This is a genomic window from Calothrix sp. NIES-3974 (genome assembly GCF_002368395.1).
GTDB lineage: Bacteria > Cyanobacteriota > Cyanobacteriia > Cyanobacteriales > Nostocaceae > NIES-3974.
On the sequence record NZ_AP018254.1, the window covers coordinates 1,550,342 to 1,577,318 of the forward strand.

General features: G+C 42.6%; 21 protein-coding genes, 3 tRNA genes and 1 pseudogene. 13 read left to right on the top strand and 12 right to left on the bottom strand.

What is annotated here, in order from left to right; translation table 11 throughout:
- Positions 1-188: 188 nt before the first annotated feature.
- On the bottom strand, positions 189-2,318 hold the full coding sequence (locus CDC37_RS06025) for an FG-GAP-like repeat-containing protein (protein ID WP_096620946.1): 2,130 nt from the start codon (positions 2,316-2,318) through the stop codon (positions 189-191).
- Positions 2,319-2,979: 661 nt separating this feature from the next.
- Between CDC37_RS06025 and CDC37_RS06030 the strand changes: the two genes are divergently transcribed.
- Both CDC37_RS06030 and CDC37_RS06035 read left to right on the top strand, forming a co-directional pair.
- Positions 2,980-4,794 carry an ABC transporter substrate-binding protein gene (locus CDC37_RS06030; RefSeq protein ID WP_096620947.1) on the top strand — a complete coding sequence of 605 codons (1,815 nt, stop codon included), beginning with the start codon at positions 2,980-2,982 and terminating at the stop codon, positions 4,792-4,794.
- A 305-nt stretch (positions 4,795-5,099) separates the two neighbouring features.
- Positions 5,100-5,687, top strand: a complete 588-nt coding sequence (locus tag CDC37_RS06035; protein WP_157780665.1) for a hypothetical protein — start codon at positions 5,100-5,102, stop codon at positions 5,685-5,687.
- 119 nt (positions 5,688-5,806) lie between these two features.
- Here the strand turns inward: CDC37_RS06035 and dps are convergent, their stop codons facing one another.
- Complete coding sequence (dps, locus tag CDC37_RS06040; protein WP_096620949.1) at positions 5,807-6,322, bottom strand: DNA starvation/stationary phase protection protein Dps; 516 nt, start codon at positions 6,320-6,322, stop codon at positions 5,807-5,809.
- Positions 6,323-6,759: 437 nt separating this feature from the next.
- Complete coding sequence (locus CDC37_RS06045; RefSeq protein WP_096620950.1) at positions 6,760-6,942, bottom strand: CsbD family protein; 183 nt, start codon at positions 6,940-6,942, stop codon at positions 6,760-6,762.
- 35 nt (positions 6,943-6,977) lie between these two features.
- Between CDC37_RS06045 and CDC37_RS25435 the strand changes: the two genes are divergently transcribed.
- The 4 genes from CDC37_RS25435 to CDC37_RS06060 all read left to right on the top strand — a co-directional run bounded on the left by CDC37_RS25435 (position 6,978) and on the right by CDC37_RS06060 (position 9,939).
- Positions 6,978-7,103 (top strand): hypothetical protein, encoded by a 126-nt coding sequence (locus CDC37_RS25435; protein WP_255408899.1) that lies wholly within the window; start codon positions 6,978-6,980, stop codon positions 7,101-7,103.
- A gap of 113 nt (positions 7,104-7,216) precedes the next feature.
- The gene (gatB, locus tag CDC37_RS06050) at positions 7,217-8,692 is read left to right on the top strand and encodes an Asp-tRNA(Asn)/Glu-tRNA(Gln) amidotransferase subunit GatB (RefSeq protein ID WP_096620951.1); all 1,476 of its coding nucleotides are present in this window, start codon (positions 7,217-7,219) and stop codon (positions 8,690-8,692) included.
- Between the two features lie 1,083 nt (positions 8,693-9,775).
- A tRNA-Tyr gene (locus CDC37_RS06055) sits at positions 9,776-9,856 on the top strand.
- An 11-nt stretch (positions 9,857-9,867) separates the two neighbouring features.
- Positions 9,868-9,939: transfer RNA gene (locus tag CDC37_RS06060), tRNA-Thr, on the top strand.
- A 396-nt stretch (positions 9,940-10,335) separates the two neighbouring features.
- On the opposite strand, the gene CDC37_RS06065 is transcribed toward CDC37_RS06060, so the two are convergent.
- Both CDC37_RS06065 and CDC37_RS06070 read right to left on the bottom strand, forming a co-directional pair.
- Positions 10,336-10,409, bottom strand: a tRNA-Pro gene (locus tag CDC37_RS06065).
- Positions 10,410-10,621: 212 nt separating this feature from the next.
- On the bottom strand, positions 10,622-11,164 hold the full coding sequence (locus CDC37_RS06070) for a GNAT family N-acetyltransferase (protein ID WP_096620952.1): 543 nt from the start codon (positions 11,162-11,164) through the stop codon (positions 10,622-10,624).
- A 484-nt stretch (positions 11,165-11,648) separates the two neighbouring features.
- On the opposite strand from CDC37_RS06070, the gene CDC37_RS06075 reads away from it, so the two are divergent.
- Both CDC37_RS06075 and CDC37_RS06080 read left to right on the top strand, forming a co-directional pair.
- Positions 11,649-12,368 (top strand): hypothetical protein, encoded by a 720-nt coding sequence (locus tag CDC37_RS06075; protein ID WP_096620953.1) that lies wholly within the window; start codon positions 11,649-11,651, stop codon positions 12,366-12,368.
- Between the two features lie 234 nt (positions 12,369-12,602).
- Positions 12,603-13,502, top strand: coding sequence for an alpha/beta fold hydrolase (locus tag CDC37_RS06080; RefSeq protein WP_096620954.1), 900 nt, complete (start codon positions 12,603-12,605; stop codon positions 13,500-13,502).
- A gap of 228 nt (positions 13,503-13,730) precedes the next feature.
- Here the strand turns inward: CDC37_RS06080 and tsaD are convergent, their stop codons facing one another.
- The gene (gene tsaD, locus CDC37_RS06085; RefSeq protein WP_096620955.1) at positions 13,731-14,777 is read right to left on the bottom strand and encodes a tRNA (adenosine(37)-N6)-threonylcarbamoyltransferase complex transferase subunit TsaD; all 1,047 of its coding nucleotides are present in this window, start codon (positions 14,775-14,777) and stop codon (positions 13,731-13,733) included.
- Positions 14,778-15,430: 653 nt separating this feature from the next.
- Here tsaD and CDC37_RS06090 point away from each other — a divergent pair.
- From CDC37_RS06090 to CDC37_RS25440, 4 genes are all read left to right on the top strand, one after another.
- Complete coding sequence (locus CDC37_RS06090; RefSeq protein WP_096620956.1) at positions 15,431-15,925, top strand: Photosystem I reaction center subunit III; 495 nt, start codon at positions 15,431-15,433, stop codon at positions 15,923-15,925.
- Positions 15,926-16,030: 105 nt separating this feature from the next.
- Positions 16,031-16,165, top strand: a complete 135-nt coding sequence (psaJ, locus tag CDC37_RS06095; RefSeq protein ID WP_442861082.1) for a photosystem I reaction center subunit IX — start codon at positions 16,031-16,033, stop codon at positions 16,163-16,165.
- A 428-nt stretch (positions 16,166-16,593) separates the two neighbouring features.
- Entirely contained in the window at positions 16,594-17,112 is a 519-nt protein-coding gene (locus CDC37_RS06100; RefSeq protein ID WP_096620957.1) for a photosystem I reaction center protein subunit XI, read from the top strand.
- A 236-nt stretch (positions 17,113-17,348) separates the two neighbouring features.
- Complete coding sequence (locus CDC37_RS25440) at positions 17,349-17,474, top strand: hypothetical protein (protein ID WP_255408901.1); 126 nt, start codon at positions 17,349-17,351, stop codon at positions 17,472-17,474.
- A gap of 208 nt (positions 17,475-17,682) precedes the next feature.
- Here CDC37_RS25440 and gmk read toward each other — a convergent pair.
- From gmk to hetZ, 5 genes and pseudogenes are all read right to left on the bottom strand, one after another.
- Positions 17,683-18,276: pseudogene (gene gmk, locus CDC37_RS06105) on the bottom strand (guanylate kinase); the annotation flags it as partial.
- Between the two features lie 226 nt (positions 18,277-18,502).
- Entirely contained in the window at positions 18,503-18,769 is a 267-nt protein-coding gene (remA, locus tag CDC37_RS06110) for an extracellular matrix/biofilm regulator RemA (RefSeq protein ID WP_096620959.1), read from the bottom strand.
- Between the two features lie 787 nt (positions 18,770-19,556).
- A complete protein-coding gene (locus CDC37_RS06115) occupies positions 19,557-21,899 on the bottom strand; it encodes a transglutaminase TgpA family protein (RefSeq protein WP_096620960.1) in 2,343 nt (780 codons plus the stop codon).
- A 453-nt stretch (positions 21,900-22,352) separates the two neighbouring features.
- Positions 22,353-23,339, bottom strand: coding sequence for a PatU (locus CDC37_RS06120; RefSeq protein ID WP_096620961.1), 987 nt, complete (start codon positions 23,337-23,339; stop codon positions 22,353-22,355).
- Positions 23,332-24,522, bottom strand: a complete 1,191-nt coding sequence (gene hetZ / locus CDC37_RS06125) for a heterocyst differentiation protein HetZ (RefSeq protein ID WP_096620962.1) — start codon at positions 24,520-24,522, stop codon at positions 23,332-23,334. Before hetZ ends, CDC37_RS06120 begins: the two co-directional genes overlap by 8 nt.
- A 233-nt stretch (positions 24,523-24,755) precedes the next feature.
- On the opposite strand from hetZ, the gene CDC37_RS06130 reads away from it, so the two are divergent.
- Positions 24,756-25,235: a hypothetical protein gene (locus CDC37_RS06130; RefSeq protein WP_096620963.1), complete on the top strand. Its 480-nt coding sequence runs from the start codon at positions 24,756-24,758 to the stop codon at positions 25,233-25,235.
- A 586-nt stretch (positions 25,236-25,821) separates the two neighbouring features.
- Here the strand turns inward: CDC37_RS06130 and sds are convergent.
- Complete coding sequence (sds, locus tag CDC37_RS06135; protein ID WP_096620964.1) at positions 25,822-26,793, bottom strand: solanesyl diphosphate synthase; 972 nt, start codon at positions 26,791-26,793, stop codon at positions 25,822-25,824.
- Positions 26,794-26,977: the final 184 nt, after the last annotated feature.

Below are 26,977 nucleotides of genomic sequence, written 5' to 3' on the forward strand. Positions count from 1 at the left end.
GTTGCAGAATTGGAGTATGAATGTACGTGTTGAGCATGGGTAAACAATACTCTTTAATGATTCATGATATTGGGAATACCCACAGGGATCACCTGACATCAATCCATACTCCCAATCCGCAACACCCCTATTCCCGATCCAACGGATTGTCTCCGAAAAAACAGTCAGTCAAGGGTAAAAAACCACCTTTAAACCGACCTCGTGAGAATCCGATTACCAGCACTTGGAGCTTCAATTTCCCAATTTGTGTCACTGGTTCGTTGATTTAGGGAGAAACCACCATCCAACTCAATTCTGCCACTTTGATTCCGACGCATCCGCCAAATAGCAGTTTCATCGGTGGCATAATTACGCCAGAGAATATCGCCAATTCCATCACCAGTGAAATCAGCCACACCCTCAATTTCCCAATCAGCAGCAGGAGTCACATTCGGAGTCACAGAATAAGCACCATTTTGTCTGAAATTTCCTCCACTACTCATTTCCCAAATAGCATTTTCACCAGTAGTGTAATTACGCCAGAGGAAATCACCAATACCATCACCGTTGAAATCAACCACCTCTTCTAATTCCCAACCAAAGGGTGCATCAGCCACAAAATATTGCTTGGTATTATCAACCGAGGGTACACCGTTTGTTGATCTTAATCCCCAGACAGCATTTCTTCCAGTACTGAAATTGCGCCAAACGATATCTGCAATTCCATCACCCGTCATATCATGCCAACCAGCTATTTCCCAGGTAGTGTCTGTTTGCTCATCAATAAATAAGGTTCCAGCTGAATTCAAAGAGAAGGGATTATTTGTGTTCGTTGCATTAAAGTCCAAAGTCCAAATCGCATTTTGTCCAGTTTTGTAATTTCGCCACAAAATATTTTGTTTGCGATCGCCATTAAAGTCTTTTGCAGCTTCTATTTCCCAAGCGGTGTCCGGAACATCTGTAATAAAGTAACCATTCTTCAACTCCAGACCAGCGCTACCATTTTGCATTAACCAAATAGCGTTTTTCCCGTCATTATAATTACGCCAGAGAATATCAAGCACCCCATCATTATCGTAATCGGCAACGCCTTCCATACTCCAACCCGTATCTTGCACCTGGGTGATAAATTTGCTATCGGAACCTAATGTGAAAGGTGTTGTGGTATTAGCTGCGTTGTATTTAATCGTCCAAACAGCATTTTTGCCGTCATTATAATTTCGCCAGAGAATATCCGGCGTACCATCTCGGTTAAAATCAGGAAAATTCAGTGGATTATCAGCACCAAAGACCAGATTTGCCAAACCTCTAGTTTGGGGTTGGGTTTCATTCGCAAAACCACCGTATTCCACAATGTAACCTAGGGGTTCAAACTGGGGGATGGATCCGTAATCGCGGTCATCGGGAAGGTCATTCCACTTCCCACGGGACTGTCCATTGTCGATACCGTCATTCCCGATCATGTGAGCATATGATTCATTCCCCCCACTATTATTGGGTTCCGGGTCATTGAGGGTACGCCAATTTTCGTATCTACCTTCTACAGGTTGACCACCCTGTCCTTTCGGACCACCTGACCAAAAGATAGTACCCGCTTCTGGACCTGTCACCCACCTCCAGGTGTCGGGTGTTTCAACGTCATTTGCACCAATCCAACCATTACCAGCTAACCGTTGTTGAATGAAGTCCTGTTCGCCTTGGCTAGTAACCGTCGTCAGATAACCTCGGAGTCCAAAGTAATCTCGACCATTGGCTGCATTATTGGCATTAGTCCAGGAAATACCGCGATTTTCTACGAATTCGTAGTAATGACCATTGGGTGCGTAATAAATCGGACGACCAAGGGAAAATTCGATCTCCCGTCCTTGACCTTGTTGTGCGCTGGTATTGGTGTAGGTGACGGATTTGAGGGCGTTTTCGTACTCTAAATTCGTGGCAGTACCTGTAAAGGAAAGTACACCCGTTGTGGGATTGTATCTCCAACTCAAAGCCCCAATAGTACCATTTTCTCCTGTTTGACCGCTAATTCCTAAACTCTCTGTGGTGGGGTTAAACGTACCGGAAATGAAGACATTAGCAGCATCTAAAGTACCCCCGTCTGCATCAACAATACTTAATCTAGGGGCTATAACTTGAGCAGTACCGTTAGGGTTATATCTATTGGGAGTACCGATATTTAAAACTGGTTGAATACTTCCGGTGGATGCAGCTACTGGGTCAGCAGCACCTGAGTAAGAAATATTTTCCTCTAAGGGGGATGCAGGTGTCAGGTTGGCAGTAAAACCACTAATACTATCCAAGCGATTTTGCTGTTTGGAAGATAAAACTCGATTAGACACTGGTTAATTCCTCGCAGAGATTAAAAATAGTTTAATTAGGGCGCTTGTCATGGTTTGGTTTTGATTTGCTCAACCAATCATTCAATCAAACGCGGTTTTGATAGAAGACCCTGAACTTCTCTGTAGCCGTTAGGATGTTGCAAAGACGGTTGAGCATGATTTCCGATTTACAACGTTTGTCAAAGATATGACTTTGGCGGAATGACAATCATACTTAAGTAGATACCTAAGTAGGGAGAATCAATTTACTGCCATTGAATGTTATTTTGCCTAAAAAACTTAACCAGTTACATATTTAAGCATATTTTTAATGAAATGTAACGTTTTGAAGGACTAGACAGGTGATTTAAAAAATACTTTTTTTTGACTCTAAATATCAGTATATGGGAGCAAAAACCCTATTAGACAAAGCTTTCTTAATCAAAGGATAATGTAATTTATTTTTCTTGAACTGTGGAATTTGCGGTTTGAGAGGTTATCGGGCAAAATGAATTTGAGATCCCGAAAGGTTGAAATCCTTGCAAATTGAGACTTTTGCCTATTGTGTGTGTAGTTTAACAACGGGAAGCCTCAACCAACGTTCCAACTCCAGCAGACAGTGTTAAAATCTTAGCTTTCACAGTTGCAAATTTATTTTGCCTTACACACCCACAATTCAAACATGCTACGAAACAAGTTACTAACTAAATTTAGGGTTTCTACACAAATATTTCGTCGGGGTTGGATTTTTGCCTTGCTAGGAGTTTGGCTCGCGATTGGTTTACATGGGTGCAATCCAGCAGGAATGCGCAGTAATGCAGCTCAAACTTCGGAATTGGTGACAAGCATTCTCAGCGATGTCAAGACCTTTAATTATGCTTTGAGTAATGAGTCTCCGAATATTTTTCCCTTGACTTTTGAGGGTTTAATTTCCGAAAATCCTTTGACGGGGGAAATCGAACCAGCATTGGCGAAATCCTGGCAAATTTCGGAAGATAAGTTAAAAATTACATTTACCATGCGTGATGGTTTGAAGTGGTCAGATGGTAAACCTTTGACGGTGGATGATGTGGTTTTTACCTATAATGACATTTACCTAAATCCCGATATTCCCACTGATACCCGCGATATTTTGAAGGTAGGAGAAAAAGGTTTATTACCAACGGTCAAAAAAATTGATGCGAATCGAGTGGAATTTACCACACCTGAACCGTTTCGACCCTTTTTAGGGGTGACAGGGTTGCCGATTTTACCTAAACACGCGCTGAAAGAATCCATCGATCAAAGGGATAGTGAAGGCAAACCCTTATTTTTGGCTAAATGGGGTGTGGATACACCTGTAGAGGAAGTGGTGGTGAATGGTCCCTATAAATTAGCCCGTTATCAAACCAGTCAACGGATAATTTTTCAACGCAATCCTTATTATTGGCAAAAAGATCCGCAGGGAAAGCCAAAACCCTATATTGAAAGAGTTGTTTGGCAAATTGTGGAATCGACGGATACGGGTTTAATTCAGTTTCGTTCCGGTGGATTAGATTCGATTGCGGTCTCACCTGAGTATTTTTCTTTACTTAAAGCCCAGGAAGAACAGGGTAATTTTAAAATTTATAATGGTGGTCCGGCTGCAACTACCACCTTTGTGATGTTTAATCTGAATCAGGGTAGACGTAATGGTGTTCCCCTAGTGGACCCCATCAAATCACGCTGGTTTAATACGGTGGAATTTCGTCAAGCGGTAGCCTACGGTATTAATCGGGAAGCGATGATTAATAATACTTACCGTGGTTTAGGGGAGTTACAAAATTCGCCTTTATATTCAGAAAGTCCCTATTATCTATCCCCAGAAGAGGGTTTAAAGGTTTATGAATATAATCCAGAAAAAGCACGACAATTGCTAGTGAAAGCTGGGTTTAGATATAACGAACGGGGTCAATTACTAGATCAGGATGGTAATTTAGTTCGATTTTCCTTGCTGACTAATACTGGTAATCGAATTCGTGAAGCTATAGGTGCGCAGATAAAACAGGATCTAGGTAGAATTGGTATGACGGTGGATTTTACACCCCTAGCTTGGAGCGCATTCCTAGATAGATTAGATAATACCATGAATTGGGAGATGAGTTTGATTGGTTTTGGTGCTGGTTTTGAACCCAATTCCAGCGCTAACCTTTGGACTCCCGATGGTGGTTCCCACATGTTTAACCTGAAACCAGGTCCTGGTTCTAAACCGATTGAAGGGAGAGTGGTGTATCCGTGGGAAGCTAGAATTGGTGAATTGTATGTCAAAGCTGCACGGGAATTTGACGAAACTAAACGCAAAGCCTTGTATGCAGAATCCCAACAACTCACCCAGAAATACTTACCCTTGATTCACCTGGTTAACCCCTATTCCTTAGCCGCAGTCCGCGATCGCTTTGAAAATATCCAACATTCTGCTACGGGTGGTACTTTCTGGAATATCCCGGATATCAAGGTCAGAAATGCTGTAGTTAATTAACTGATGTGGAACAGGCTTCTAGCCTGTTTTTTTTACATAATTTATTAAGTATTTTTAGTTTTGTCAGTGTAAATATTTATATCCGCATGGTTATCGTAGACTGGCACAACTACGTACCTTTTTTTCATCTATCAAAGTGGTGGTGTTAGTACAAAAGTGCTGAAGCACTGCTAAGTGCCTTCCCTCACCTATTAAAAACTCATTTGTAATGTGGTGGAATACTAGTAGCCGATATTCATGAAATCTACATAGAAGACCCTGATGACACTTATTATACTGACAATGTAATGTAATACTAGCCTCCTATGATTTTACAGAAAGCAAAAGTATTAATAAGTACAGTAATGGGATGGGATATTCCGATTGAAAATCATGAACGCAGGTTGCTAGAACAGGAAATAATGCCGTATTTTGCCAGTCAAATTGATGTCAAAAAGGTTTTATTTGTTGGTTGTGGTTCCTATACGAAACACTATCAAAAAATATTTGCACGACAAGAGTATTGGACAATTGATATAAATCCCCTCAAAAGAGTGTATGGAGCCAAACATCATATTGTTGACTCCATGAGTAATCTAGGTAATTACTTTCAACCTCAAGAACTCGATTTAATTATTTGCAATGGTGTATTTGGCTGGGGTTTAAATGAACGGGAAGCAGTCGAATCAGCCTTTAGCGCATCTTATAACTGTTTACGCGATCGCGGTATATTACTTATTGGTTGGGATGACGTACCCGAACACAAGCCTTTTGCCTTGGAAACCCTCGACAGCATCACGAAATTTCAACCATACCACTTTCCACCCCTTAATACTTGGCGCTACAACAACCCCCACGATAGCGAAGACCATCATTACTATGATTTTTATCAAAAGAGAGCTAATAGGGAGTAGCCATCTCAGAAATAAATCCCTTCGGTTATACATGTAAATGTTTACAACACATATATGAGACGTAGCATCGCTACGTCTCTACAGGATTTATTTATTGCATTCTTTTTTTCCAATCGGTATTATTTACCTTGTAGATGGGCTTCTAGAAACCACAAATATTTATCAATGGTACGGGAAACCTCTACATATAGGTCATTGGTATCCTGGTCATTGAGTTCATCCGCACGGTCAATATTTTCCCGTAGGTGTTTACCATAGCTAGCAAAACGGTCTGCTAAAGCGGTTACATGGTCAATTCCATCAGTAATATCAATTGGATATTCTGGTAAAATTGAGTCTGCGGCTGCCATTCGTACTGTACCACGGGCAATTCCACCCAGAGCTGTAGCTCGTTCGGCTACCATATCAATATATTCCCCTAATTGGTCTGCCATTTCATCAAACATTTCGTGCAACTGGAAAAAGTTCATACCTTTAACATTCCAGTGAGCTTGTTTTACTTGGCTTCTTAAATCGCTAGTTGCAGCCAATGTTTGATTTAACATTTCCACTATTTGTTTTCTAGTTTCTTCTGGCAAATCAATTCGAGTGGCATGAAGATTGCTTTTGCTATTGCTACGAGAAATAGTCTGCATACGTTTCCTAAGTAATCTAACAACAAACTAATTTTGCGGATTTACGCATCGAAAAATTATGGGCTTTTTATATACTTATTCCCGGATTTCTCATAAATCCTCAAACTCTTTCTTAGGGAATAGGGAATGGGGAGTAGGGAGTGGGAAGGAAATTTAGCACAAAAATGATGGATGATGGCAACAAAGAATTCAAATAATTAATGAACAATTTATTTCCATCTCTGTGACTTCATCATAGGAGCGATCGCAACTGGTTTAAATCTCACCGAAGGAATAATTATTTTTATCCCCAGGATGAGCTAGGGAAGATTAAGGACTGTATCAAGCCAGAAAAAAAGTTGGGATATACCCAACCAACCCCTGCATTAGACTAGTGTGTGAAGCCAAAACTTAAAATAATATGCCAGCTACGTAAATACTTCTAGTGTGATTAAATACTAGTCAATTGCTTTTTTGACCTCATCCTTAATATTTTCAATTGTATGTTGAGCTTGAGCAGCTTCTTGCTTCGCTTTTCCTTCTGCTTTGTCTTGGGGATTTCCGGTTACTTCTCCCACAACTTCTTGGACCTTACCTTCGATGTTTTTTAAAGTTGCATCTACACGATTTTCGATACCCATAGAATAATTTCTCCTGGTGATTAATTAGATTTATCATGTTTGAGAATTATGAATATCCTATTCCCCACCACTTACTGTCAGCTTCTCACCAAAGCTTAGTTTCTCGCCAAATTTTTCTCTATTGGCAGGTAGACCTCATCACCCAACATATCTGTCGATAGCTAGATGGAGAGACGCGACCTGTTGTTTTGAATTGAATCCCTACTCCAAGGATGCCCTTTGGAGTCTACAATAGTAGCCTGAAGTGATAGTTCGGGATACGTATTTCATTTTTATGACATCTGCGACACCAGTCAAAACTGAGTATGAGGCAATTATCGGTCTGGAAACCCATTGCCAATTAAGTACGAAGACAAAAATATTTTCTGATAGTTCAACGGCTTTCGGTGGAGAACCAAATACAAATATTGACCCGGTGTGTATGGGTTTACCTGGTGTTTTACCCGTACTGAATCAAAAGGTCTTAGAATATGCAGTTAAAGCGGGTTTAGCTTTGAATTGCCAAATTGCTAAATATAGTAAATTTGACCGCAAACAATATTTTTACCCGGATTTACCTAAGAATTATCAAATTTCCCAGTACGACTTACCGATTGCGGAACATGGTTGGTTGGAAATCGAACTCATCGATAAAGACGGAAATCCAATCCGGAAAAAAATCGGTATTACCCGCTTGCACATGGAAGAAGATGCAGGTAAATTAGTTCACGCAGGTAGCGATCGCTTGGCTGGTTCGGCCTATTCTTTGGTTGATTACAACCGTGCAGGTGTCCCCCTAATCGAAATTGTTTCTGAACCAGATTTACGTTCGGGACAGGAAGCTGCGGAATACGCTCAGGAATTACGACGGATTATGCGCTATCTGGGTGTAAGCGATGGTAACATGCAAGAGGGTTCCCTGCGTTGCGATGTGAATATTTCTGTTCGTCCCGTCGGACAAGAAAAATTTGGCACTAAAGTCGAAATTAAAAACATGAACTCCTTTAATGCCATCCAAAGAGCGATCGAATACGAAATTGACCGCCAAATTGCTGCAATCGAAGCTGGTGAACGAATCATCCAAGAAACCCGTTTGTGGGAAGAAGGTAGTCAACGCACCATCAGTATGCGTACTAAGGAGGGTTCCAGTGATTACCGTTATTTCCCAGAACCCGATTTAGGTCCAATCGAGGTTTCCCCTAGTCAGTTAGATACCTGGAAAAGCGAGTTACCGGAACTCCCAGCCCAAAAACGCCATCGTTATGAATCGGAGCTAGGGCTTTCTGCCTATGATGCACGCGTACTCACGGAAGAACGGGAGACTGCGGAATATTTTGAAGCCGTAATTGCCACAGGTGCTAACCCAAAAGCTGCGGCAAACTGGATTACCCAAGATATCGCTGCTTACCTAAATAAACAAAAACTCACCATCAACGATATTAAACTCACCCCCCAAAACCTCGCCGATACCATCAACCGCATCGAAAGTGGTAAAATTAGTAACGCGATCGCGAAAGAAAAACTCACCGACCTCCTGGATGGTGTCACCCCAGAAGCAGCTTTTGCCGGTAGTGAACTTATCACCGACACCACTACCCTCGAATCCCTAATTGACGAAATCATCGCCGCAAACCCCAAGGAATACGAAAAATATCGCGGTGGTAACACTAAACTCAAAGGCTTTTTTGTCGGACAAGTCCTCAAGAAAACTGATAAACGTGCTGAACCCCGTCTCACCAATGAACTGGTTGAGAAAAAGCTCAACGCATAAACACCACACAATCCTGGTGATCGACTAACCCAAAATTTCTGAGCTAGGTTCAAAAAACAGCTTGACGGAAAATAAATCTCCCTCAAACTTCCGCAAAATTTAAGGGTATTACTTCTTTATCTTATCCTTAAGAAAAATTTACATAAAATTGCCCCAAAATAGGTGTTACCCCCCAGCCCTGATATGCTATAGTGTGTTATGTAGATGCACCCTGATGATCCGGAGAGCCACGTAAGTAGCTCTCTGTTTTTTTAACAATTATTATTTGAGTAACGAAATTTACACCATTTTTTCAAGCATTTTTAACAAAAACTTTATGAGGGGTCATACCCCTCACCCCAAAAATCAATTAATATAATAAACAGATGCACCCTGATGATCTGGAGAGCTACCTAGGTGGCTCTCTTTTTGTTTTCAATCGAAAAATATTAAGATTAAGTATAATTTCCTAAGTATTAATAACTTTTTGGAAACTTGTGGGAAAAATTTCCGAGATTTTTGTCAAAAATACGCATGGGGGGTTTGACCCCTCACTTAAGTATGCTATAGTAGTCTCATAGATGCACCCTGATGATCTGGAGAGCTACCCAAGTGGCTCTCTCTTTTTTTTGAAAAATTCTCCAAGCAAACTATATGTAGTAAGTAGGTGGGTGGTGAAAATTGTCGTTGAGATCAGGGAGTAGAGACGACCCGTCAGGTCATCTCTACGCCGAATGATCGGTTATGTTGCGGTTTTATGTTAAATTGCACCTACCTACTTAACCTTTTCGCTTAGGACTATAGCAATACAGTTCAGTTGAGGCTTTGCATAGACTGTTGATTTTGTGGAAATTTACCCATAAGTTCACACGGTTTTTGTGATGATCTCGTCTCGATGCTCCGCGTGGGGACGCATTCCACAAGGGCTACTGCCTCTACATTCTTCAATCCAACCTACCCAATAATCCGGCTTTTAAGTCTAACTGAACTGTATTGAGGACTATAGACACCTTTGGGTAGCTTGATTCAAGCGAAGCAACAATTTTCTGTTTAGGCATTGTATTTCTAAATATCTATGGTAATATATATAATCGTGGACAACTTGGGTCGATGTCCGAGTGGTTAATGGAGACGGACTGTAAATCCGTTGCGCAAGCTACGCTGGTTCAAATCCAGCTCGGCCCACTTTCCACAATGCCCATGTAGCTCAGGGGTAGAGCACACCCTTGGTAAGGGTGAGGTCATGAGTTCAAATCTCATCATGGGCTTTTTTGGCCAAACTAGCTTTGATAAGTTAGAAAGGCACGTAGTAGAGCTTTAGCGCCTTTATGGTAAAGCTTTTCCGAGGTTAAAGCCACTACTACCAACCCCATAAGAACTTATGGGACAGACCACTAAAGATTTTTGCGATCGCGCTGTCAACTTTCCCTCTCCATAGTTCCGTCAGATGGAGGAACTAATCAAGAATTTTCCATCAATCTTTTTCGAGCTTCCACTTGCAGATACTAAACACTGCAATATCCATTCCCAATAAATATGAAAAGAAGGATTGAGGATTGCTTTTAAACCCAATCGATGAATCATACAGAATGAAAAGAAGGATTGAGGATTGCTTTTAAACCCAATCGATTAATCATATAGATTATTTTTATTTGTTTTTCTAATCGGGATGACAGGATTTGAACCTGCGGCATCCTGCTCCCAAAGCAGGCGCGCTACCAAGCTGCGCTACATCCCGGAGACTAACACACTTCTATAATATTAAACCATCAGACCCGTAAATGGTCAATAAATTTTAGATGTTGAATTTTCGCAAACGGTAGGAAATATTTAACGAGATGACAAAATCTTGGTCTTTCTAGATAGTTCATACCTAGAGAGCAACAGTCACCTGTCAACTGTCAACAAACCTAAAGGTAAATATATCAGCGTGCGCAGTCTCAAATTCAACTATTGAGGATACCAAAACATACCCTTAATTCCTTCCGGGTCAGACATGAATCCTAAACCGCGATAGAAATCTACCACATGGGGGTCAGCAAACAACGTGACATTGCTAATTTCCTCAGCACGCAGTTTCTTGAGCATATATTTCATCAACGCCTTACCTAACCCCTTACCTTGAAAATCAGGGTGGACAACCACATCCCAAATTGTGGCATTAAAAGCGTGGTCAGAAGTTGCACGAGCAAAACCAATCATCCGCCTTTGAGTTCCGCGAACTTGCCACATTGTAGTGACAATAAAGCTATGTTCAATCGCCTTCTTGACTTTTCGCAGGGGACGACGAGACCAACCTACAGCGTCACATAGTTCTTCTAGTTCATACAAGTCTATATCCCGATCTGTGCTAAAAACAATACGCACAGAACCGGAAGCATCTCCGGAGACGGTTAGACTTGATGTCCCATCTCCTGTATGCTCTTCAAAGGGTAAAGTGCGAGAATTTGTTGTCGTATTCGCGGTGTTAAACCAAGTTTTCCAAAAACCCATGCCAGCCAGGGTAGTATAACTAAATTGGTTCCTCCTACTTGTAAGTTGAAATGACTTCAACCCATCTTTGAGAGAAAACCGTGATTCCAGATTCTATGGGTGTGTGCCAAAATCGCTGTTATAGGTAAACAAGGATATGTCATACACCAATAATTATCAACTTTAGCACTTTGTTAGCAAGCCAAGGAGAAATTAACTGTTACAACATAGGGAACCGGAATAAATTCCACCAATCTAAATTTGAATATAACATCCCCCGTTGATTGATCAGCATGAATTTAGTCATTGGACACAGGTAAAGCAAGTTTCATCCCAATTTGAAACAGAATGGGTATAGATGGAAGTATGAAACCTTGATACAACAAGGGGTTCCCAAATCCAAAATCCGTCTTGGAAAGTTTGGCGGAAGAATAAATCTCCCACTAACTTTCCGCAAAATCCAAAATCCAAAATCCAAAATCCAAAATGGTTTTACTCCTACATGATGGCTTCTGGTTTAAAATCCTCGACTCTTGAACTTCTCAAGCGGTTTAACCGTTCCTTTCCCCAGTTCTACGAGCAATTCGTCAGCAGCGAAATTCAGCTGCAAAATTTACGTTTGGCATACCGTCTGTATCAAACGCGACGGGCGGTCATTGAATTGAAACCGGAAGGAAGTAAAAGCGCTTTGCACTTTGCCTACCGTAATCAATCATTTCTACTCAGTGATATTTTTGGTGTTTTAGCTGCCTATGGATTAACAATTCATTCCCTGAGCCTATACGGTCAAATTAAGCCACCCATGCTGGTGTTCATCAAGCTACTGGTATCCCGTGGTAGCAAAAGCTTGACTGAGAAAACCTCTGAAAATGTATGTCGAGCAATTCGTGAAGCCTTGGGAGGACGATTTGAGGTTGAAGAAATGCTAGCTGTGGAATTTAACCTGGATGCAGGGTTAGAGCAGGTACAAACAGAATTTTACGTCGATCCCGTTTTCCATTTACCTGCGCTAGTAGTGGAAGCCGATAGCCAACCGGGTCTTTTTTATAAGGTGATGTACGCAATTTGGCAGGAGGATTTACTGGTTGTTAACGCCAATTTACTGGTTTGGCGAGGACGAACCCGTTTAATTTTGTATTTATTAGGACCCAATGAAAGTCTGATACCCGAATATTTAGGTCATAAAATAGCTGAGGGCGTAAAGTTAAGATTACTAGGAAAATAAATTCACAAGGTTTAATCACTATATTGTTTTTTGTTACATTTCTTTATAACTAGTCAAATCCTGCCAAATTCTGACCACAGTTTATTCGCGATGAGATAAAAATTAAGTTAGGCAAAATAATTTTGGAAATAAACAGTTAAAAATCTGTTATTTTAACTTGTACCCATTGTGAAATTTCAGTATTCATCCCTAACCGTATTCAGTCGCACCCGTCTATAGGGGTACGATAAAAGTATGGCAACAATCGACATCTTGGGCGTTCCGCACGCATACGATTTAACTCAATCGACCTCCCATTCCCACACGTTAGTTTTTATCCACGGTTGGCTAAATAGTCGTGGGTACTGGCAGCCTTTAATTTCTAATCTTTGTGGTGATTTCCAATGTTTATCCTATGATTTGCGTGGTTTTGGCGATTCCCAAGCCAAGCCCAACACTGGTAATTTGCGATCGCCTACTCAGGAAACTGGTTTGGACATGGGTCAAGTGGCTACCAGGATTAATTCTGCCTATGCACCCGCCAACTATGCTCAAGATTTAGGGATTTTGCTCAGTCAGCTGCAACTTGATAATGTTTGGTTAATCGGACATTCCCTGGGGGGGACGATTGCCCTCTGGGCTGCGGCCCAGATGCCTGAGCGCATCAAAGGTGTAATTTGTATCAATTCTGGTGGTGGTATATACTTACGTGAAGCCTTCGAGCAATTTCGGAGTGCAGGGCAGCGATTTTTACAGGTTCGTCCGAAGTGGCTATCCCAGTTACCTTTAATTGATATATTATTTTCCCGTGCCAGCGTTGCCCGACCCCTAGAGCGACAATGGGCAAGACAACGGGTGATAGACTTTGTTGTCGCCGACCCCGAAGCAGCCTTGGGAAGCCTGATGGATTCAACCACAGAAGAAGAAATAAATCGCCTACCCCAACTAGTATCCCAACTCAAACAGCCGGTTTATTTTATCGCCGGAGCCGATGATAAGGTGATGGAACCAAAATACGTCAGGCATTTAGCCAGCTTCCACCCCTCTTTCCAGTACTGTGGCGAAAACGTCATTGAAATCCCCAACTGTGGTCATCTTGCCATGCTAGAACAACCGGAAACTGTAGCCAAAGAAATTCGTCGCTTACTGCTTTAGTATCTCGCGAGAAAATAGGGAGTGGGGAGTAGGGATAGTCCGTAGGAATGAACTATTTTCTTCAGGAATTATACCGTTTTACTAGTACTGCGTGGCGTAAATACGCCTACCTTTTCCCTCACACCCATGCTCCGCGTGGGTACTGAACCTACGAGGTTCCGACTAAATAGCAACAGCCGATTCTATATTCCCCCTGCACCCTATTCCCCATTCCCAACTCCCGACTCCCTAAACATACAAATCCATCACCCTAGCCAAAGATAAACGGGAATTCACACCCAGTTTGAGGTCAGAAACATGGCCGTGATGGAAATGGTCAGCAGCAGCACAGCCAATCATCGCCGCATTATCCGTACAAAATTTCAAAGGGGGAAATAACACCCGGAGATTGTGCTGATTACCCGTTGCTGTTAAATGTTGGCGTAAACCGCGATTCGCAGCCACACCACCACCAACAGCGATGGTATCCAATCCCAGATCAAGGGCTGCCGCGATCGCTCGTTTAGTTAATGCTCTGACGATGGTATCTTGGAAACTGGCGGCAATATCGGCAATCGGAAGTGAATTCTTTTCCTCTGTCTGTTCTAACTTTTGTACCAACCGTAATACAGCCGTCTTTAAACCACTAAAACTAGCATCGTAGGGATGATAACCCCCGGTGGGGAGGGAAACCCGTCCCTCTGGTAAGGGATAGGCTTGGGGATTACCCATTGCTGCCAGTTTATCAATCACCGGACCCCCCGGATACCCTAAATTTAATAATCGCGCCACCTTATCAAAAGCCTCACCAGCTGCATCATCCCGCGTTTCCCCAATCGACTCGTAGACACCACAGGATTTGACGTGAATCAGGCTTGTATGCCCCCCAGACACCAACAAACTTAAAAAAGGGGGTTGCAATTCCGGTTCACTTAAATAACTAGCATAAATATGCCCCTCTAGGTGATGCACACCCAAAAACGGTTTTTGGTGAACCACAGCCAAACTCTTAGCCGCAGTCAACCCCACCAACAAAGCCCCCACCAACCCCGGCGCACAGGTAGCCGCCACACCATCAATACTATCCCAACCTAACTCAGCCTGTTCCACAGCCTGGTCAATTTCCCAGTTAATTATTTCCAAGTGTTGCCGTGAAGCCACCTCCGGTACAACCCCACCATAGGGACGATGGGTATCAATTTGGGACGTAATCACACTACTACAAACATGGCGATCGCGCACAATCGCCACCGCAGTTTCATCACAACTTGTTTCTATCGCTAATATGGTTGCCATTTTCTTCGTAGGAGATAGGAGATAGGAGACAGGATACAGAATATACGCAATTCAATTAACGTGAATTACACAGTCTCAAAGAATACCTCTCCAAAGCTCTCTACCTTGGGAACAGAGCTTTTGAAAGAATTGATTTTTGATTGAAAACTATGGATTTTCTGCCCCTCTGGGAAGTCACAGAGGGGTTGGGGTGAGGTTCATCGAACTCACGTGAAATTATTTGTTATTTATAACTTAGGGTCTACTGTAAAAGTCTTTTAGTGAGGGTAGGGAACAGGGAGTAGGGATTAGAGAATAGTTTTAAACCAACAATTCTACTTTTTATAGGCTGCAAAAAATTACAGATGCAAGGTTTTTGAGTTTCTATACACCAACCTTGTTTGCACTTTTAGCCTCCAAAGCCTACAAGATAAGAGTTTTACTATTTTTCTGCAAGCCCTATTTGTATTATTATTTACTAACCCTACCCCCGACTCCCCTGCACCATTTTTTTATCTCTTCCCGTTGAGAAGCTTTAACTTTTATTTCCTTCAACTTTACTCAGTTCCCACACCAGGGATATGATGACATGCTAGTTATGCAAATCATGATTGTACAACCCGCCTCTCCTTGTACAAATAACTTTTGGTTTCGTAATAAAAGGAAACAATTCCATGCGACGTTTATTTGCTCTGATCTTAGCGATTTGCCTGTGGTTCAATTTTGCACCTCCCACCTTGGCTCTGGGTGCAGATTTAGTACCTTGCAAAGACTCACCAGCGTTCCAAGAGCGCGCCAAAACTGCCCGTGATACCACCTCTGACCCCCAATCGGGAGAAAAGCGCTTTGCTCGCTACTCCCAGGCTTTGTGTGGTCCAGAGGGACTACCCCACTTAATTGTGGATGGTCGTCTTGACCGGGCTGGAGACTTTTTGATTCCCAGTATTTTGTTCCTGTATATTGCAGGCTGGATTGGTTGGGTTGGTCGTGCTTATCTAATCGCCATCCGCAAACAAAAAGATACAGAACTTAAAGAAATTATCATTGATGTACCTTTGGCATTTTCCATGATGCTTTCTGGCTTTGCTTGGCCTGCTGCGGCTGTCAAAGAGTTCTTATCTGGTGAATTAACAGCTCCTGATACCGAAATTCCCATCTCTCCCCGTTAGGTTTGAGATCAAGATTCTGGAATTTGAAAATCAATTTACCTGAAAAACCCCCTAGTTTTGCCGGGTAAATCCTTGATTCATACATACTTTAATTTTGGAGTTCGGATTATGGAACAACAGCACTTATTGAAATATTTGTCAACCGCACCTGTATTGATTTTTGCTTTGTTAATTTTCACGGCAGGTTTGTTGATCGAGTTTAATCGGTTCTTCCCCGATTTGCTTTTCCATCCCCTGTAAAAATCCGGTTTAAAGATTGCATTTGATTCAATTTTCAACTTGATTGAGGTTTTTGTTGGCTTGTGAATAGGATTTAAATAATTCGTAATTCGTAATACCCGCTACGCGGGAAGCAAGCTACGTAATTCGTAATTTATAAATGATGTTTCTATTGGGGATTTAAATCTCGCCTGAAATATAAAAAATGTTTCAATTGGGGATTTAAATCTCGTCTGAAACAGGGCTGCTTACAATAAGTAGGGGAATTAAAATCTTCTTCATTGAGTAGGCGCAGGTTCATTACCGTAGGCGATTACGAATTCAGAATTATGAATTCGATTGGATTTAAATAGCGCAATTACTGACAACAATCTAGGTGATTAGTTGACAAATCAGTTGCAAAATTGAACAGATTTGATAACTTCAATTTTTGAGGTGAAACGAAATATATGGTTCAATCAGTTGACGCATCTAAAAATCTGGCGAGCGACCCTAGAAATCGGGAAGTAGTCAGAGCCGCAGGACGCGACCCCCAACAAGGTAATTTAGAAACACCGATTAACTCATCGGCCCTAACTACCTGGTATATTAATAACTTACCTGCCTATCGTCCGGGTTTAACTCCTTTCCGTCGTGGTTTGGAAATAGGTATGGCTCATGGCTACTTGTTATTTGGACCTTTTGCCAAGCTCGGTCCATTACGGAATGCCCCTAATGCTAACCTCGCTGGTATGCTGGGAAGCATTGGTTTAGTTGTAATTTTGACCGCTTGCCTATCCTTATATGCCAACAGTAACCCTGGTAAACCTTTTGCCAGCGTCACAGTACCCAACCCTCCCGACTCCTTCAACACCAAAGAAGGTTGGAATAATTTTGCTAGTGCATTCCTAATTGGCGGTATTGGCGGTGCGATAGTGGCCTATTTCCTAACTAGTAACTTGGGATTTTTACAAAGCATTGGCGGTTAGGTTAAAATTCCGCACAATTTAGTTAAAATTCACTGAACTTATGTGAATTCGACAACCTCAAGAAGTCGGGTTTTGATGATAAGAATCTCACAGGATAATTATGATCAAAGTCCGGCTTCTCAATTTTCCCACAGTAAATCAGATTTAACTCCCGCATTTCTCACAAAACCCTAAAACTCACAGGGATAGTCCGTAGAAGGAAAATCAATCCGTTACTCAAGGCTTACAACTTACTCGTGAGAAATCTAGGAACTGCGATCGCAACTACCCTAGAACCGCGCGGCGTAAATACACCTACCTTTCCCCTCGCTCCCATGTTCCGCGTGGGAGAAGAATCTGTGAGGCTTCTACCTCGTGAATGAAGGCAGAGCCTTCAACTCACTAAGCGACCACGCGGAGCATGGTCACTAGATAAAAAGTTAATCCTCGGTTTATTTCAGCTAACCTATTACTAGTTCAGCTGCTGACCGACTGTTCATGATGTTGAATAAATCCAGAATCATTCACACAAACAACCTGATGAGTATGTTTTGTCCTAGGGTTAGCGTTACTGGTGATTGCTGATTCCTCAAACAAAGCAGATTCAATCGCCGATAGTGCTTTTTCTAAATCGTCGTTGACAATTTTTAAATCAAACTCATCAGCAGCCGAAATTTCCTCAATTGCGCGGTGCATTCGTTTGGCGATCGCTTCTGGAGAATCCTGTCCTCGTCCCCGAATCCGCTTTTCTAATTCGGCAATAGAAGGAGGAAGTATAAAAATACTAAATGCCTGGGGAAAGGACTTGCGCACCTGTCTTGCGCCTTCTAATTCTATTTCCAAGAGAACATTTTTGCCAGCATCAACCTGATTCTGCACAGGTGTTTTGGGAGTACCGTAATAATTACCAGCAAACTCAGCCCATTCCAAAAATTCCCCCCTGGCGACTAATTTTTCAAACTGTGCCCTGCTGATAAAGTGGTAGTGCTGGCCGTCAATCTCTCCCTCGCGGGGTGCGCGGGTGGTAGCAGAAACGGAATAATATAGGTCTGGATGACGCTGAAGCAACAAACGCATTAAGGTACCTTTGCCGACACCACTTGGACCTGTCAAGACAATTAGCCTGCCTTGTGAGGTACAAAGTTTACTAGTATCACTATTTGCAACTGATATAACTTGCATCATCCGCTCAACCTGTGAAATTTAATAGATAAAAGTTATTTATCTCTGGGAGGTGACTCCCAGAGAAAGCCTATAGCCATAGCTCAGTTACTTCATAAAGTAACCAATTTGACTAATAGGGTGGGTAGTATGCTTGAGAGGTATCCATTTATTTTCACATGTTACTGCCGATATGCCATAAATAGGGTGGGACTGATTACCCACCACGATAAATTTAATTATTTCTTGATTAATTATCGACAACATGATGTTCACGAGCGATGACAAAGCGGTTTGCCACCGTTTCTGGTTGAATAGCCGATAGTATCACATGACTAGAATCAGTAATAATTACAGCCCGAGTCCTACGTCCGTAGGTCGCATCTACTAGTTGCCCGCGATCGCGGGCATCGGTAATAATACGCTTAATAGGGGCAGACTCTGGACTGACAATGGCAACTACTCGGTTGGCGGAAACAATATTGCCAAAGCCGATGTTGATTAATTGAATGTCCATAGGAAAATTACGCTATATGCTGCGTGATTTGCTTTTTTTTCGACTATTTCTCATATTATCCCTAAAAAATCTGCTACTACACCATGAATTCTCTGGCAATGATTTTGCCAGTTAATATTATTTTGGATTAGTTTTTTGGCAATCCACTTACCGAAAATCTTTCTTTAGATACAGGTAATTTTTTTCTACCAGAGCTAAGTAAAATCCTTTTCTGTAGTGTCATGCGTGAACTAGTATCAAAATAAGTAAATTAAATAGATGTTCATCGATGCGATTAATTAGACTTCACATTCAGGGGAAAATCTATTTTGAGATTTTTTACATAAAGTGAAGTAAAGTATCGAGAACAGTCGTCTAGGAGCAGATTTAGAAGGTCAATATATTTGCCATATCACAACATATCATAAATTGATGGCATCATTACCGATGATTTAATTAATAGATGAATCAAAAAGTTTTCGTCAGATATAAAAAATATTTTGGCTGAATTGTCCAAATTACAGATATGTAAATCCCATTGTTTAATGACGATTGATGAATTTATAGATATTTACAGACGCAAGCAGGATGTTGTGGTGAATATTTGAGTCCAATTAATTATTTGTGGAAAGATAATTAGGGATTTAGGTGACAGAAATAGTTGATATTTCCAAATATTTGGGCAAATTAGCGCAAAAAAAGCAAATTATCACCAAAAGTCAACATTGCTAGATAATATGGGCATATCAATATAGTATTGATATGCCCTGTAAAATACTTTTATTAAGCCCTAATTCTGGGGATTTCCCTATTGCCTTTTCATTTTTGTGTTTTGTTGGGTGGTGAATTCGCGCCAGCGATCGCGTAGTTTTTCCATCTCAGGGGGTTTTTGTCCGTAGCGCCAACTAACATAGGCGTGACAAATTTCCGTTATCATTGCCCCAGTTTCCGGGGGAGAATTGGCAGAGACCACTTGCGCGTATTCGAGGGGGGTTTGGGCTGGATGCTTGGAAAACCCCTGTTCCCCCCCCCACCGCAGCATATATTGATACAACCTTTCCATCGGAGGTAGTTTGCCCATAGCCGCCTTGACTCGAAGTTGATGCCACTGTTGATAGATTAGCCAAACACTGAAAGCAAATCCAGTCATTACCGTTAAGCCAGTAATCAGACCTAGCCATCCCTGGGTAAATAGGGCAATCAACCAAGCGATAAATCTAGCCAAGTTGCCAAAAATCGAGGCAAACAAATGATTTAAAAAACCGGTGACAGGAGATGGTAGCCAACCAGCTACCCATTTCCAGAATTTTTGGAGGACAGTAAAAGTTTGGGTTTCTTCCACCGAGGGGGGAATTAGAGGGTGTCCAGGAATGGGATCAAAAGTAAACCAACCATAGTTAGGAAAATAGACCTCAGTCATTGCATAGGCATCAGTGTTACGCACGATGTACAACCCCGTAAACGGATTGAATTCCCCTGGAGCAAATCCAGCCACCAAACGAGCTGGAATACCAATCGAACGCAACATAATCGTTAAGGTGGTGGAAAAATGGTCAGGATAGCCGCCACGATTTTTAAATAGAAAAGCAGTGACCAAATCCTCATCTTCCCCTAACAACGGTAAATCATCGGGATTATCAGGAAGTTGATAGGACTGTTTCAGATACTGAGCTAGATACAAAGCCTTTTCGTAATTAGAAGTCAACGGCTTAATTTCATTGCCAACCCGATTTCGGTTATAGTCCGCCAGAATTTTTTCCGTATGGTTACGCACCTGCTCGGCGATCGCCGGTGGAACCTGTAAATAATGACTGAGAATCCCCGGTGGATAATTATTACCAGCTTGACCTAAAAGAGTGCGATCGCGATAGGGAACATCAGACACCACCGTATAGGTAAACCCATCCCCCAGTTGTACAGGTGCGCGCAAACCACCTTCAGGGTCAACCGCGATCGCCGGAGCGGGAAAGTAGATTTCCCTGGGGATACTCATGGCTGGAACTAAATTCGGCATTGTTGCTACCACCGAATAGGTTTGAATCACTTCCTGGGTTTTGCCCCTCATTTCCAAAGGGGGTATGGTCAATTGATAGGACCAGGGGGGACGACGAATCGTGTTTACCTGGTCATTCCGTGATATTTCCCAGCCCTGACCAGTATAGCGATCAAAAGCCAAAACCCGCCAAAACCCTTCCACCTGGGAACGAACCCGCATCAACACCTTGGGAGTCATTTGTCCCCGTCGGTTTTGGTTAATACTGCTATTAAAACCGTAGTAGGAAGTCGAATCTAAACCACCGGAACCATTTCCACCACTTCCTTGACCATCTTCCCCCTCACCAGTCCCATTCCTCGCAGCGCGACTGTAACCAGGGTTGATAATAGTGCGACCAGTAAAATCCCCGCGAATTTCCACCGGAGAACTCACCGGGAACATCCGCAACTGATAGCCAGGAAAACGAGGTAAAACGGCGAAAATACCCAAACCAATCGCCAAAACTAAGGAAAATAAGCCAAAATAAGATGGCAAAGACGACTTACCAACCCGAAGTCCGCGTCCTTGCCTAATTAATGGATCTGGTCGAACTCCCAAACGCGAACGATAGTCCATCACCAACGTTGGTAAAGCCACCGCCAGAAATACTAATAGTACTGGGGCAAACGCTAAGGTCTGACTTAAAGTTGCCGCCACACCCAATAAAATCACTCCAATCACAATTGAATAGCCCAAATCCTTCCTTCGTGGCATATCAAAACTGTGTAAAACCTGGAGTTGAATCAATAACTCAGCCAAAATCAGCCGTGTATCGCCACCATTACGCGCATTCCCCAGTAATTGACCAAAAAATGCACCCAGGGCTAACAACATACCAATCGCGATCGCAAATTTAATTGCTACATTTCGGCTACGACGACGCTGGTAACTCCATATCGCCCCCACCGTATTCAATGGTGCAGACCAGAAACTAAATCCTGTTTCGGCTGCCACATCGACGGCTATCACCCCCACGACCACCAACGCTAATACTAGCACCCGTAATCGCCTTGAATCTTCTACTTGCCCTACAGGTGTTCTAGAGGATGGATCAACACCAGAGCCACCTGCCCATAATAGTCGCCAATGCCGACTAATCTCGATAATTTTCGACATTCTGATGAAAATCTCGCATCTGCATACACGCACACAACGATTTTGACTGTGACGAAAATAACCAAACCAAATATTTTTTTCTTTTCGGCTGGTTCAGACATCAAAAGCACCGCATCGTCAAAAATTGACTTTTGCCAGTGCCCCGTCAAACCAATTCGCAATAAACAATTCGCAATTTGCAACTACAAATTAAATTATGTAGATGCACAAGCAGTGAGTCCAGTTGGCTGTGTCGGTTTGCGTACCAACAAACTGGCAAACCCACAGGAAGACAGCTAATTACGAATAGACAATTATTGTGGTCAATCGCTGTTTGTCTATCAAGATAGGTCGGAAATTATGGATTGTCATCGTTAATACTACGGCAGAGGAACAATTATCCATGCCATAAGTGATAGTTTTAACATTTAAGCTGGATAGCAACTGGAGATTCAACGGGGTTGGTGATTAGCATTAAACCGCATTAATCACCAGCGTTAGGGGTGGTTGGATACACTCATCCAAGCTCAATTCCAAAATCCAAGCTTGTTGAGGGGAACTCGCTGTTAATTCTAAACTCAAGCTACCAGCCCCAGTTGCCTGGGCAACAGCACCAGATGTTTGATCCCGGACAGTGATTGTCCCGGAACAGGGCAAATCTCCTCGCACCCGCAATGCTCTTGCACCATCTGGTCCAGTGGATTCTACCCGTAAATTTAACATCCCGGCACTAGTTAACCAGCGTCGCTCAATCACTGGTTGGGTAGCAGAAATTTCCAAAGTCAGGTTTTCGAGCAATTGCTTGGCAGCAATCAACGACAGGGCCATCTGTTGACGTTCCTGAAGTTGCTCATAGTCCTGCTCTAAAATTGGCAAACTCGCTAAAGTATCTACCGAGCGATAGGGAGTACGTAAGACCATCCCCGCTAACTCGTTGAGAGCCTGTGGCTCATTGGGAAATAAAACTTCCACCGCTTGCACTAATTTTGCCCCCAGGGGAATTGAGGATGCAATCAGCCCTTGGCATTTGGCCAATAACTGTTGGAAAACCCGTTCGGGTAAATTGGTCGGTAAATTGAGCAATGATTGCTGAAACGACCAATTCCAACCAGGGTTAAGAACAACAGCTGGGTTGTCCACATACTCCGGATAATCGACTAATTGAGACTCCCAAGGGAATAAAGGAGGATGGTTTTCGATTTGAATTTTTAACCGACGCTTCAGGACGGCTTGGAAACGTTCTTGCACAGTAGGAATTTCTCCTAGTTGAAAGGTTGGGGGTAGAGAATCTGCTGATGACAATGAACCGATGTCATGAGTAACACCAGTTCCATCAGTAGCTTGTTGATTTACCCCGTAATTTTCCTTACAATCTTCCACAGTATTTTCTAAGGTTTCGGCATTTTCTGCCAACAACCATCGTAGTAACTGGTTTTGTAAGGATTCTGAGTTACTATTCATGAGTAGAAGCACCCGATCCGGACATTAAAGAGTTACGAATTTCCCAAGCTTGTTCCAAAATTTTAAACCAACGCTTTTGTAGTTGCGCTGTAGATAACCCCAGGGTTCTGGCAATTTTTTCATCCGTGTGTCCTTGTTGTTTTAATTCCAACAATCCCCGTTGTTTGTCATCCAGTCCGGCGATAAAAACATCCCACTGTTGGGGTGTTAATCCTAAATTCATGTTTAAATCGGCTTCCAACCATTCGTGGACTAATTCCCAACGATGGAGTAGGGCAAAACGGATTAAATGATACTTAAATCTTTGTTGGAGATAATCCCGTTGCCGTGAAGTTAAACCGAGAACCGATTCAATTTCTTGGGCAGACAAGTCCTGGAGACGCAGGGCAAAATAATCGGCACAATCGTTTTGTTGTCGCTCTTCGAGATAATTCATCAATTCTTCGATGACCACCGAGCGTAAAGTTTCTTCCTGGGGTTCCGGTTCCGGTTGGGTGGCCATGGCGCTGCGCAACTGCTGCACTGCTGGGTCTTCCCAATTCCCATCGGCTTCGCTGGTACTTCCTTCAGCAGCTTGCTCAATATCCACACAGGTTTCTGGAGGTTGCTGCTGGGAAAAGGTCTGAGCGCGGAGAATAATTAATTGTTGTTGCCGACCGGGAAGGGGTATACGCCGTTTACCGTACCGTTCCGTAAATGCCATATACTCGGATAATTGCAACTGGGTTTGGGGTTGGTACGTCGCTCCCATTTGATTTTCCCGGCGAAAGGCATTTAGAGCTTCCAAATAAAAACTCTGTAAAAAGTCTTCAATAATTGTGAGGCGACCCTGGTAACTTAATTGCCTTTGGGGCGGATTAATATAGCGGTAGATAATGGCACTGAGTGTACTATGCAGTTCAACTCGACCGCGATGTGAACCCAAATTGTAGTACCGTAGACATTGCTGTAGACGATGGCGAGCCAAACTCATGGCCGAACTTGCGATCGCACCAGAGGCTTGAATGCGTTTACTCTCACTGCAAATCCGATACACTTCTGTCGTAATCCGCATGGCGACATCACGGCAGTTTTGTTCTGAAGCTTTGGTCGATTGCCGAAGCTCTTGATATAGGAATTCAAATATCGCCTCCACGCCGATAGAATTGTCTCCCTGAATAGTTGTGGTTGCGGCTAGATTCATAGTCTCGTTCTAAAAAAGACCCCAACATAGCTATCTATTACCTGTAGGATTTTAGTGATACTGAAAATCACGAGGGTATAAGCTTAAAGACAGGATAAATCCCCAGTTACAAATCAAGGTTAACCTAATTATTCCCAAATCCGAGGGGATTATTTACAATCTCCACAATTTTGAGGAAACCATAACCGACACGCTTACCCACTATCACTACAAATAATTTTTTGACTGACCTTATGGATTTACAAGCACAAATTCAATCGCTGGTTGACAATGCACCCCAAGATGGTGTGACACCGCAACTGATGATTGCGATCGCGCCAGTGCTACAAGCAATCGCTCAACCACTTCGTCACCTTCAATACTACATTCTCCAAGATATGGATCACCATTGGATTGTGACAACTTTGAGCAATCGTACTAACCCGAATCTGGAAAAGCGAGTAATTTACGCTTTCCCTACCTTACAAGATGTTTCGACCAACACTGATGCTGGTCTTGACCCTCAAGTAATTGCTGCACCCATTCCTGTTATCCATCTATTATTCCAACTCGTGGCATTGGAACCCGTAGATAGTATAGTTTTTTTTGAAACCCCTGGCACGATGAGCAATGCTGTGGAAATACCGCGACACCAACTCCAGAGCCAAATCCAAGGATTTTTACACACACAACAAAAACCCAATTCCAGTCCTATACCTCCTGATATCGCCTAATCGAATCAGATATCAGCTTAACCTGCTTCTCGCCAATTGTGCAGTGTTAACTTCTAGTCATACTTGAAATTAGGAAGTGGGGAGTAGGAACCTGTAGCGTTTCGGGTTTCACCCAACATGAATCGCTCCATGACCCAAGTTCTCGCATACCCTACCGTACTCAAGACTCTGTATCCCATTATTTTTGTCAATATACCGCAGTCCTAAATAATTTGTGAAATCTTACATGTGGGGTTGTTAACGGTTGACAGTTAACAGTCACCAGTCACCAGTCAACGGCACACTATTTTTCACGACTTAAATCGGATTGCTGTAATTCGTAATTGATAATAACCTACCGCATGGCTTGCGCCTAAGTAATTCCTAGTTACTCTGAAGTCGAGGGTATTCACACACCTGTCCATAACTCAAACTAGAGGCTAGTGACCAGAAATTACCTATTCGCAATTACGTAGCTTGCTTCCCGCGTAGCGGGTATTACGTAGACGCATAGCGACTTGCCATAGGCTATTACAAATTACGTAGCTTGCTTCCCGCGTAGCGGGTATTATGAATTACGAACTACAAATTACGAATTACTCCTTAATTAATACAACCGACTAATCACATAATCAGCAAGGTTTATCAGAGAGTAGCGCGAATCCGATACTGGTAAATCCGCTAGATGCTCAATCGCTAATTTGGCATGATGGGCTGCTAAATCCCGCGCTTTACTAATTCCCTGACTATCATTAATTATTTCTAAAGCTTGCTCTAGGTCTCCTGCTTGGGCGAACTCTCGCTCAATCAACACGTCTAAACAGGGTTTCTCTTCCAAGGCAAACAAAACTGGTGCCGTTAAGTTACCACTTCTAAGGTCTGAACCAGCAGGCTTTCCGAGGGTGTCGGCGGAACTGGTGAAATCTAAAATATCATCGACTATTTGGAAGGCTAACCCCAGGTGACGACCATAATCATACAGGTGTTCCGCCATTGATGGGCTAACTTCGCTTAGTATCCCAGCAGCCTTGGCACTATTGGCAAATAATGTTGCTGTTTTGTAATAGCTTTTTTCTAAATAGGCTTCCATCGATAGACTGGTGTCAAATCGATTTAAACCCTGCTGTATCTCCCCTGCTGCCAAATCCATAATTACCTGTGACAGCAATTTTACTACTTCTAGGTTATCTAGGTTAGCTAAGTACCAGGAGGCTTGGGCAAACAAAAAATCCCCCGCCAAAATGGCAATGCGATTACCAAATAAACTATGTACGGTCGGTATCCCCCGTCTTAACTCGGCTTCATCCACCACGTCGTCATGGACTAAGCTCGCGGTATGAATCATTTCCGTAATTTCCGCTAATCGGCGATGGCGTTGACTAATACCACGCTCCAGCATGGTTGCCCGCGATATTAGGAGAACGATGGCTGGTCGAATTCGCTTACCCCCCGACCCGAACAAATGTTCGGCGGCAGCCGATAGGATGGGATGACCATTGCCAACGAGTTGCTTGAGGTTTTCGGCAAGCATTCGCAGGTCTGCTTCCACAGGGGAAAAAAGGGAGGTAGCTGGGGTCATGGATGGCGGACTCTGGCTAGTTGTTACAAAAATTTAAATATTCTATGTTTATTTTAAGATATGCCAGGATTTGCGCAAAGTATTCATGACCTGAATTCTTGCAGATTATTTTTGGAGGATATTTATTGGGGAGTATTTGGGCGATAAATGGAGAAAATCGAAGCTATGACTAGATAATCCCCGG

Excerpts from the sequence above, each read along its gene's own strand:
- CDC37_RS06030 (WP_096620947.1), top strand. The coding sequence starts at position 2,980 with ATGCTACGAAACAAGTTACTAACTAAATTTAGGGTTTCTACACAAATA.
- CDC37_RS06035 (WP_157780665.1), top strand. The coding sequence starts at position 5,100 with ATGATTTTACAGAAAGCAAAAGTATTAATAAGTACAGTAATGGGATGG.
- dps (WP_096620949.1), bottom strand. The coding sequence starts at position 6,322 with ATGCAGACTATTTCTCGTAGCAATAGCAAAAGCAATCTTCATGCCACT.
- CDC37_RS06045 (WP_096620950.1), bottom strand. The coding sequence starts at position 6,942 with ATGGGTATCGAAAATCGTGTAGATGCAACTTTAAAAAACATCGAAGGT.
- CDC37_RS25435 (WP_255408899.1), top strand. The coding sequence starts at position 6,978 with ATGTTTGAGAATTATGAATATCCTATTCCCCACCACTTACTGTCAGCT.
- gatB (WP_096620951.1), top strand. The coding sequence starts at position 7,217 with ATGACATCTGCGACACCAGTCAAAACTGAGTATGAGGCAATTATCGGT.
- CDC37_RS06070 (WP_096620952.1), bottom strand. The coding sequence starts at position 11,164 with ATGGGTTTTTGGAAAACTTGGTTTAACACCGCGAATACGACAACAAAT.
- CDC37_RS06075 (WP_096620953.1), top strand. The coding sequence starts at position 11,649 with ATGGCTTCTGGTTTAAAATCCTCGACTCTTGAACTTCTCAAGCGGTTT.
- CDC37_RS06080 (WP_096620954.1), top strand. The coding sequence starts at position 12,603 with ATGGCAACAATCGACATCTTGGGCGTTCCGCACGCATACGATTTAACT.
- tsaD (WP_096620955.1), bottom strand. The coding sequence starts at position 14,777 with ATGGCAACCATATTAGCGATAGAAACAAGTTGTGATGAAACTGCGGTG.
- CDC37_RS06090 (WP_096620956.1), top strand. The coding sequence starts at position 15,431 with ATGCGACGTTTATTTGCTCTGATCTTAGCGATTTGCCTGTGGTTCAAT.
- CDC37_RS06100 (WP_096620957.1), top strand. The coding sequence starts at position 16,594 with ATGGTTCAATCAGTTGACGCATCTAAAAATCTGGCGAGCGACCCTAGA.
- remA (WP_096620959.1), bottom strand. The coding sequence starts at position 18,769 with ATGGACATTCAATTAATCAACATCGGCTTTGGCAATATTGTTTCCGCC.
- CDC37_RS06115 (WP_096620960.1), bottom strand. The coding sequence starts at position 21,899 with ATGTCGAAAATTATCGAGATTAGTCGGCATTGGCGACTATTATGGGCA.
- CDC37_RS06120 (WP_096620961.1), bottom strand. The coding sequence starts at position 23,339 with ATGAATAGTAACTCAGAATCCTTACAAAACCAGTTACTACGATGGTTG.
- hetZ (WP_096620962.1), bottom strand. The coding sequence starts at position 24,522 with ATGAATCTAGCCGCAACCACAACTATTCAGGGAGACAATTCTATCGGC.
- CDC37_RS06130 (WP_096620963.1), top strand. The coding sequence starts at position 24,756 with ATGGATTTACAAGCACAAATTCAATCGCTGGTTGACAATGCACCCCAA.
- sds (WP_096620964.1), bottom strand. The coding sequence starts at position 26,793 with ATGACCCCAGCTACCTCCCTTTTTTCCCCTGTGGAAGCAGACCTGCGA.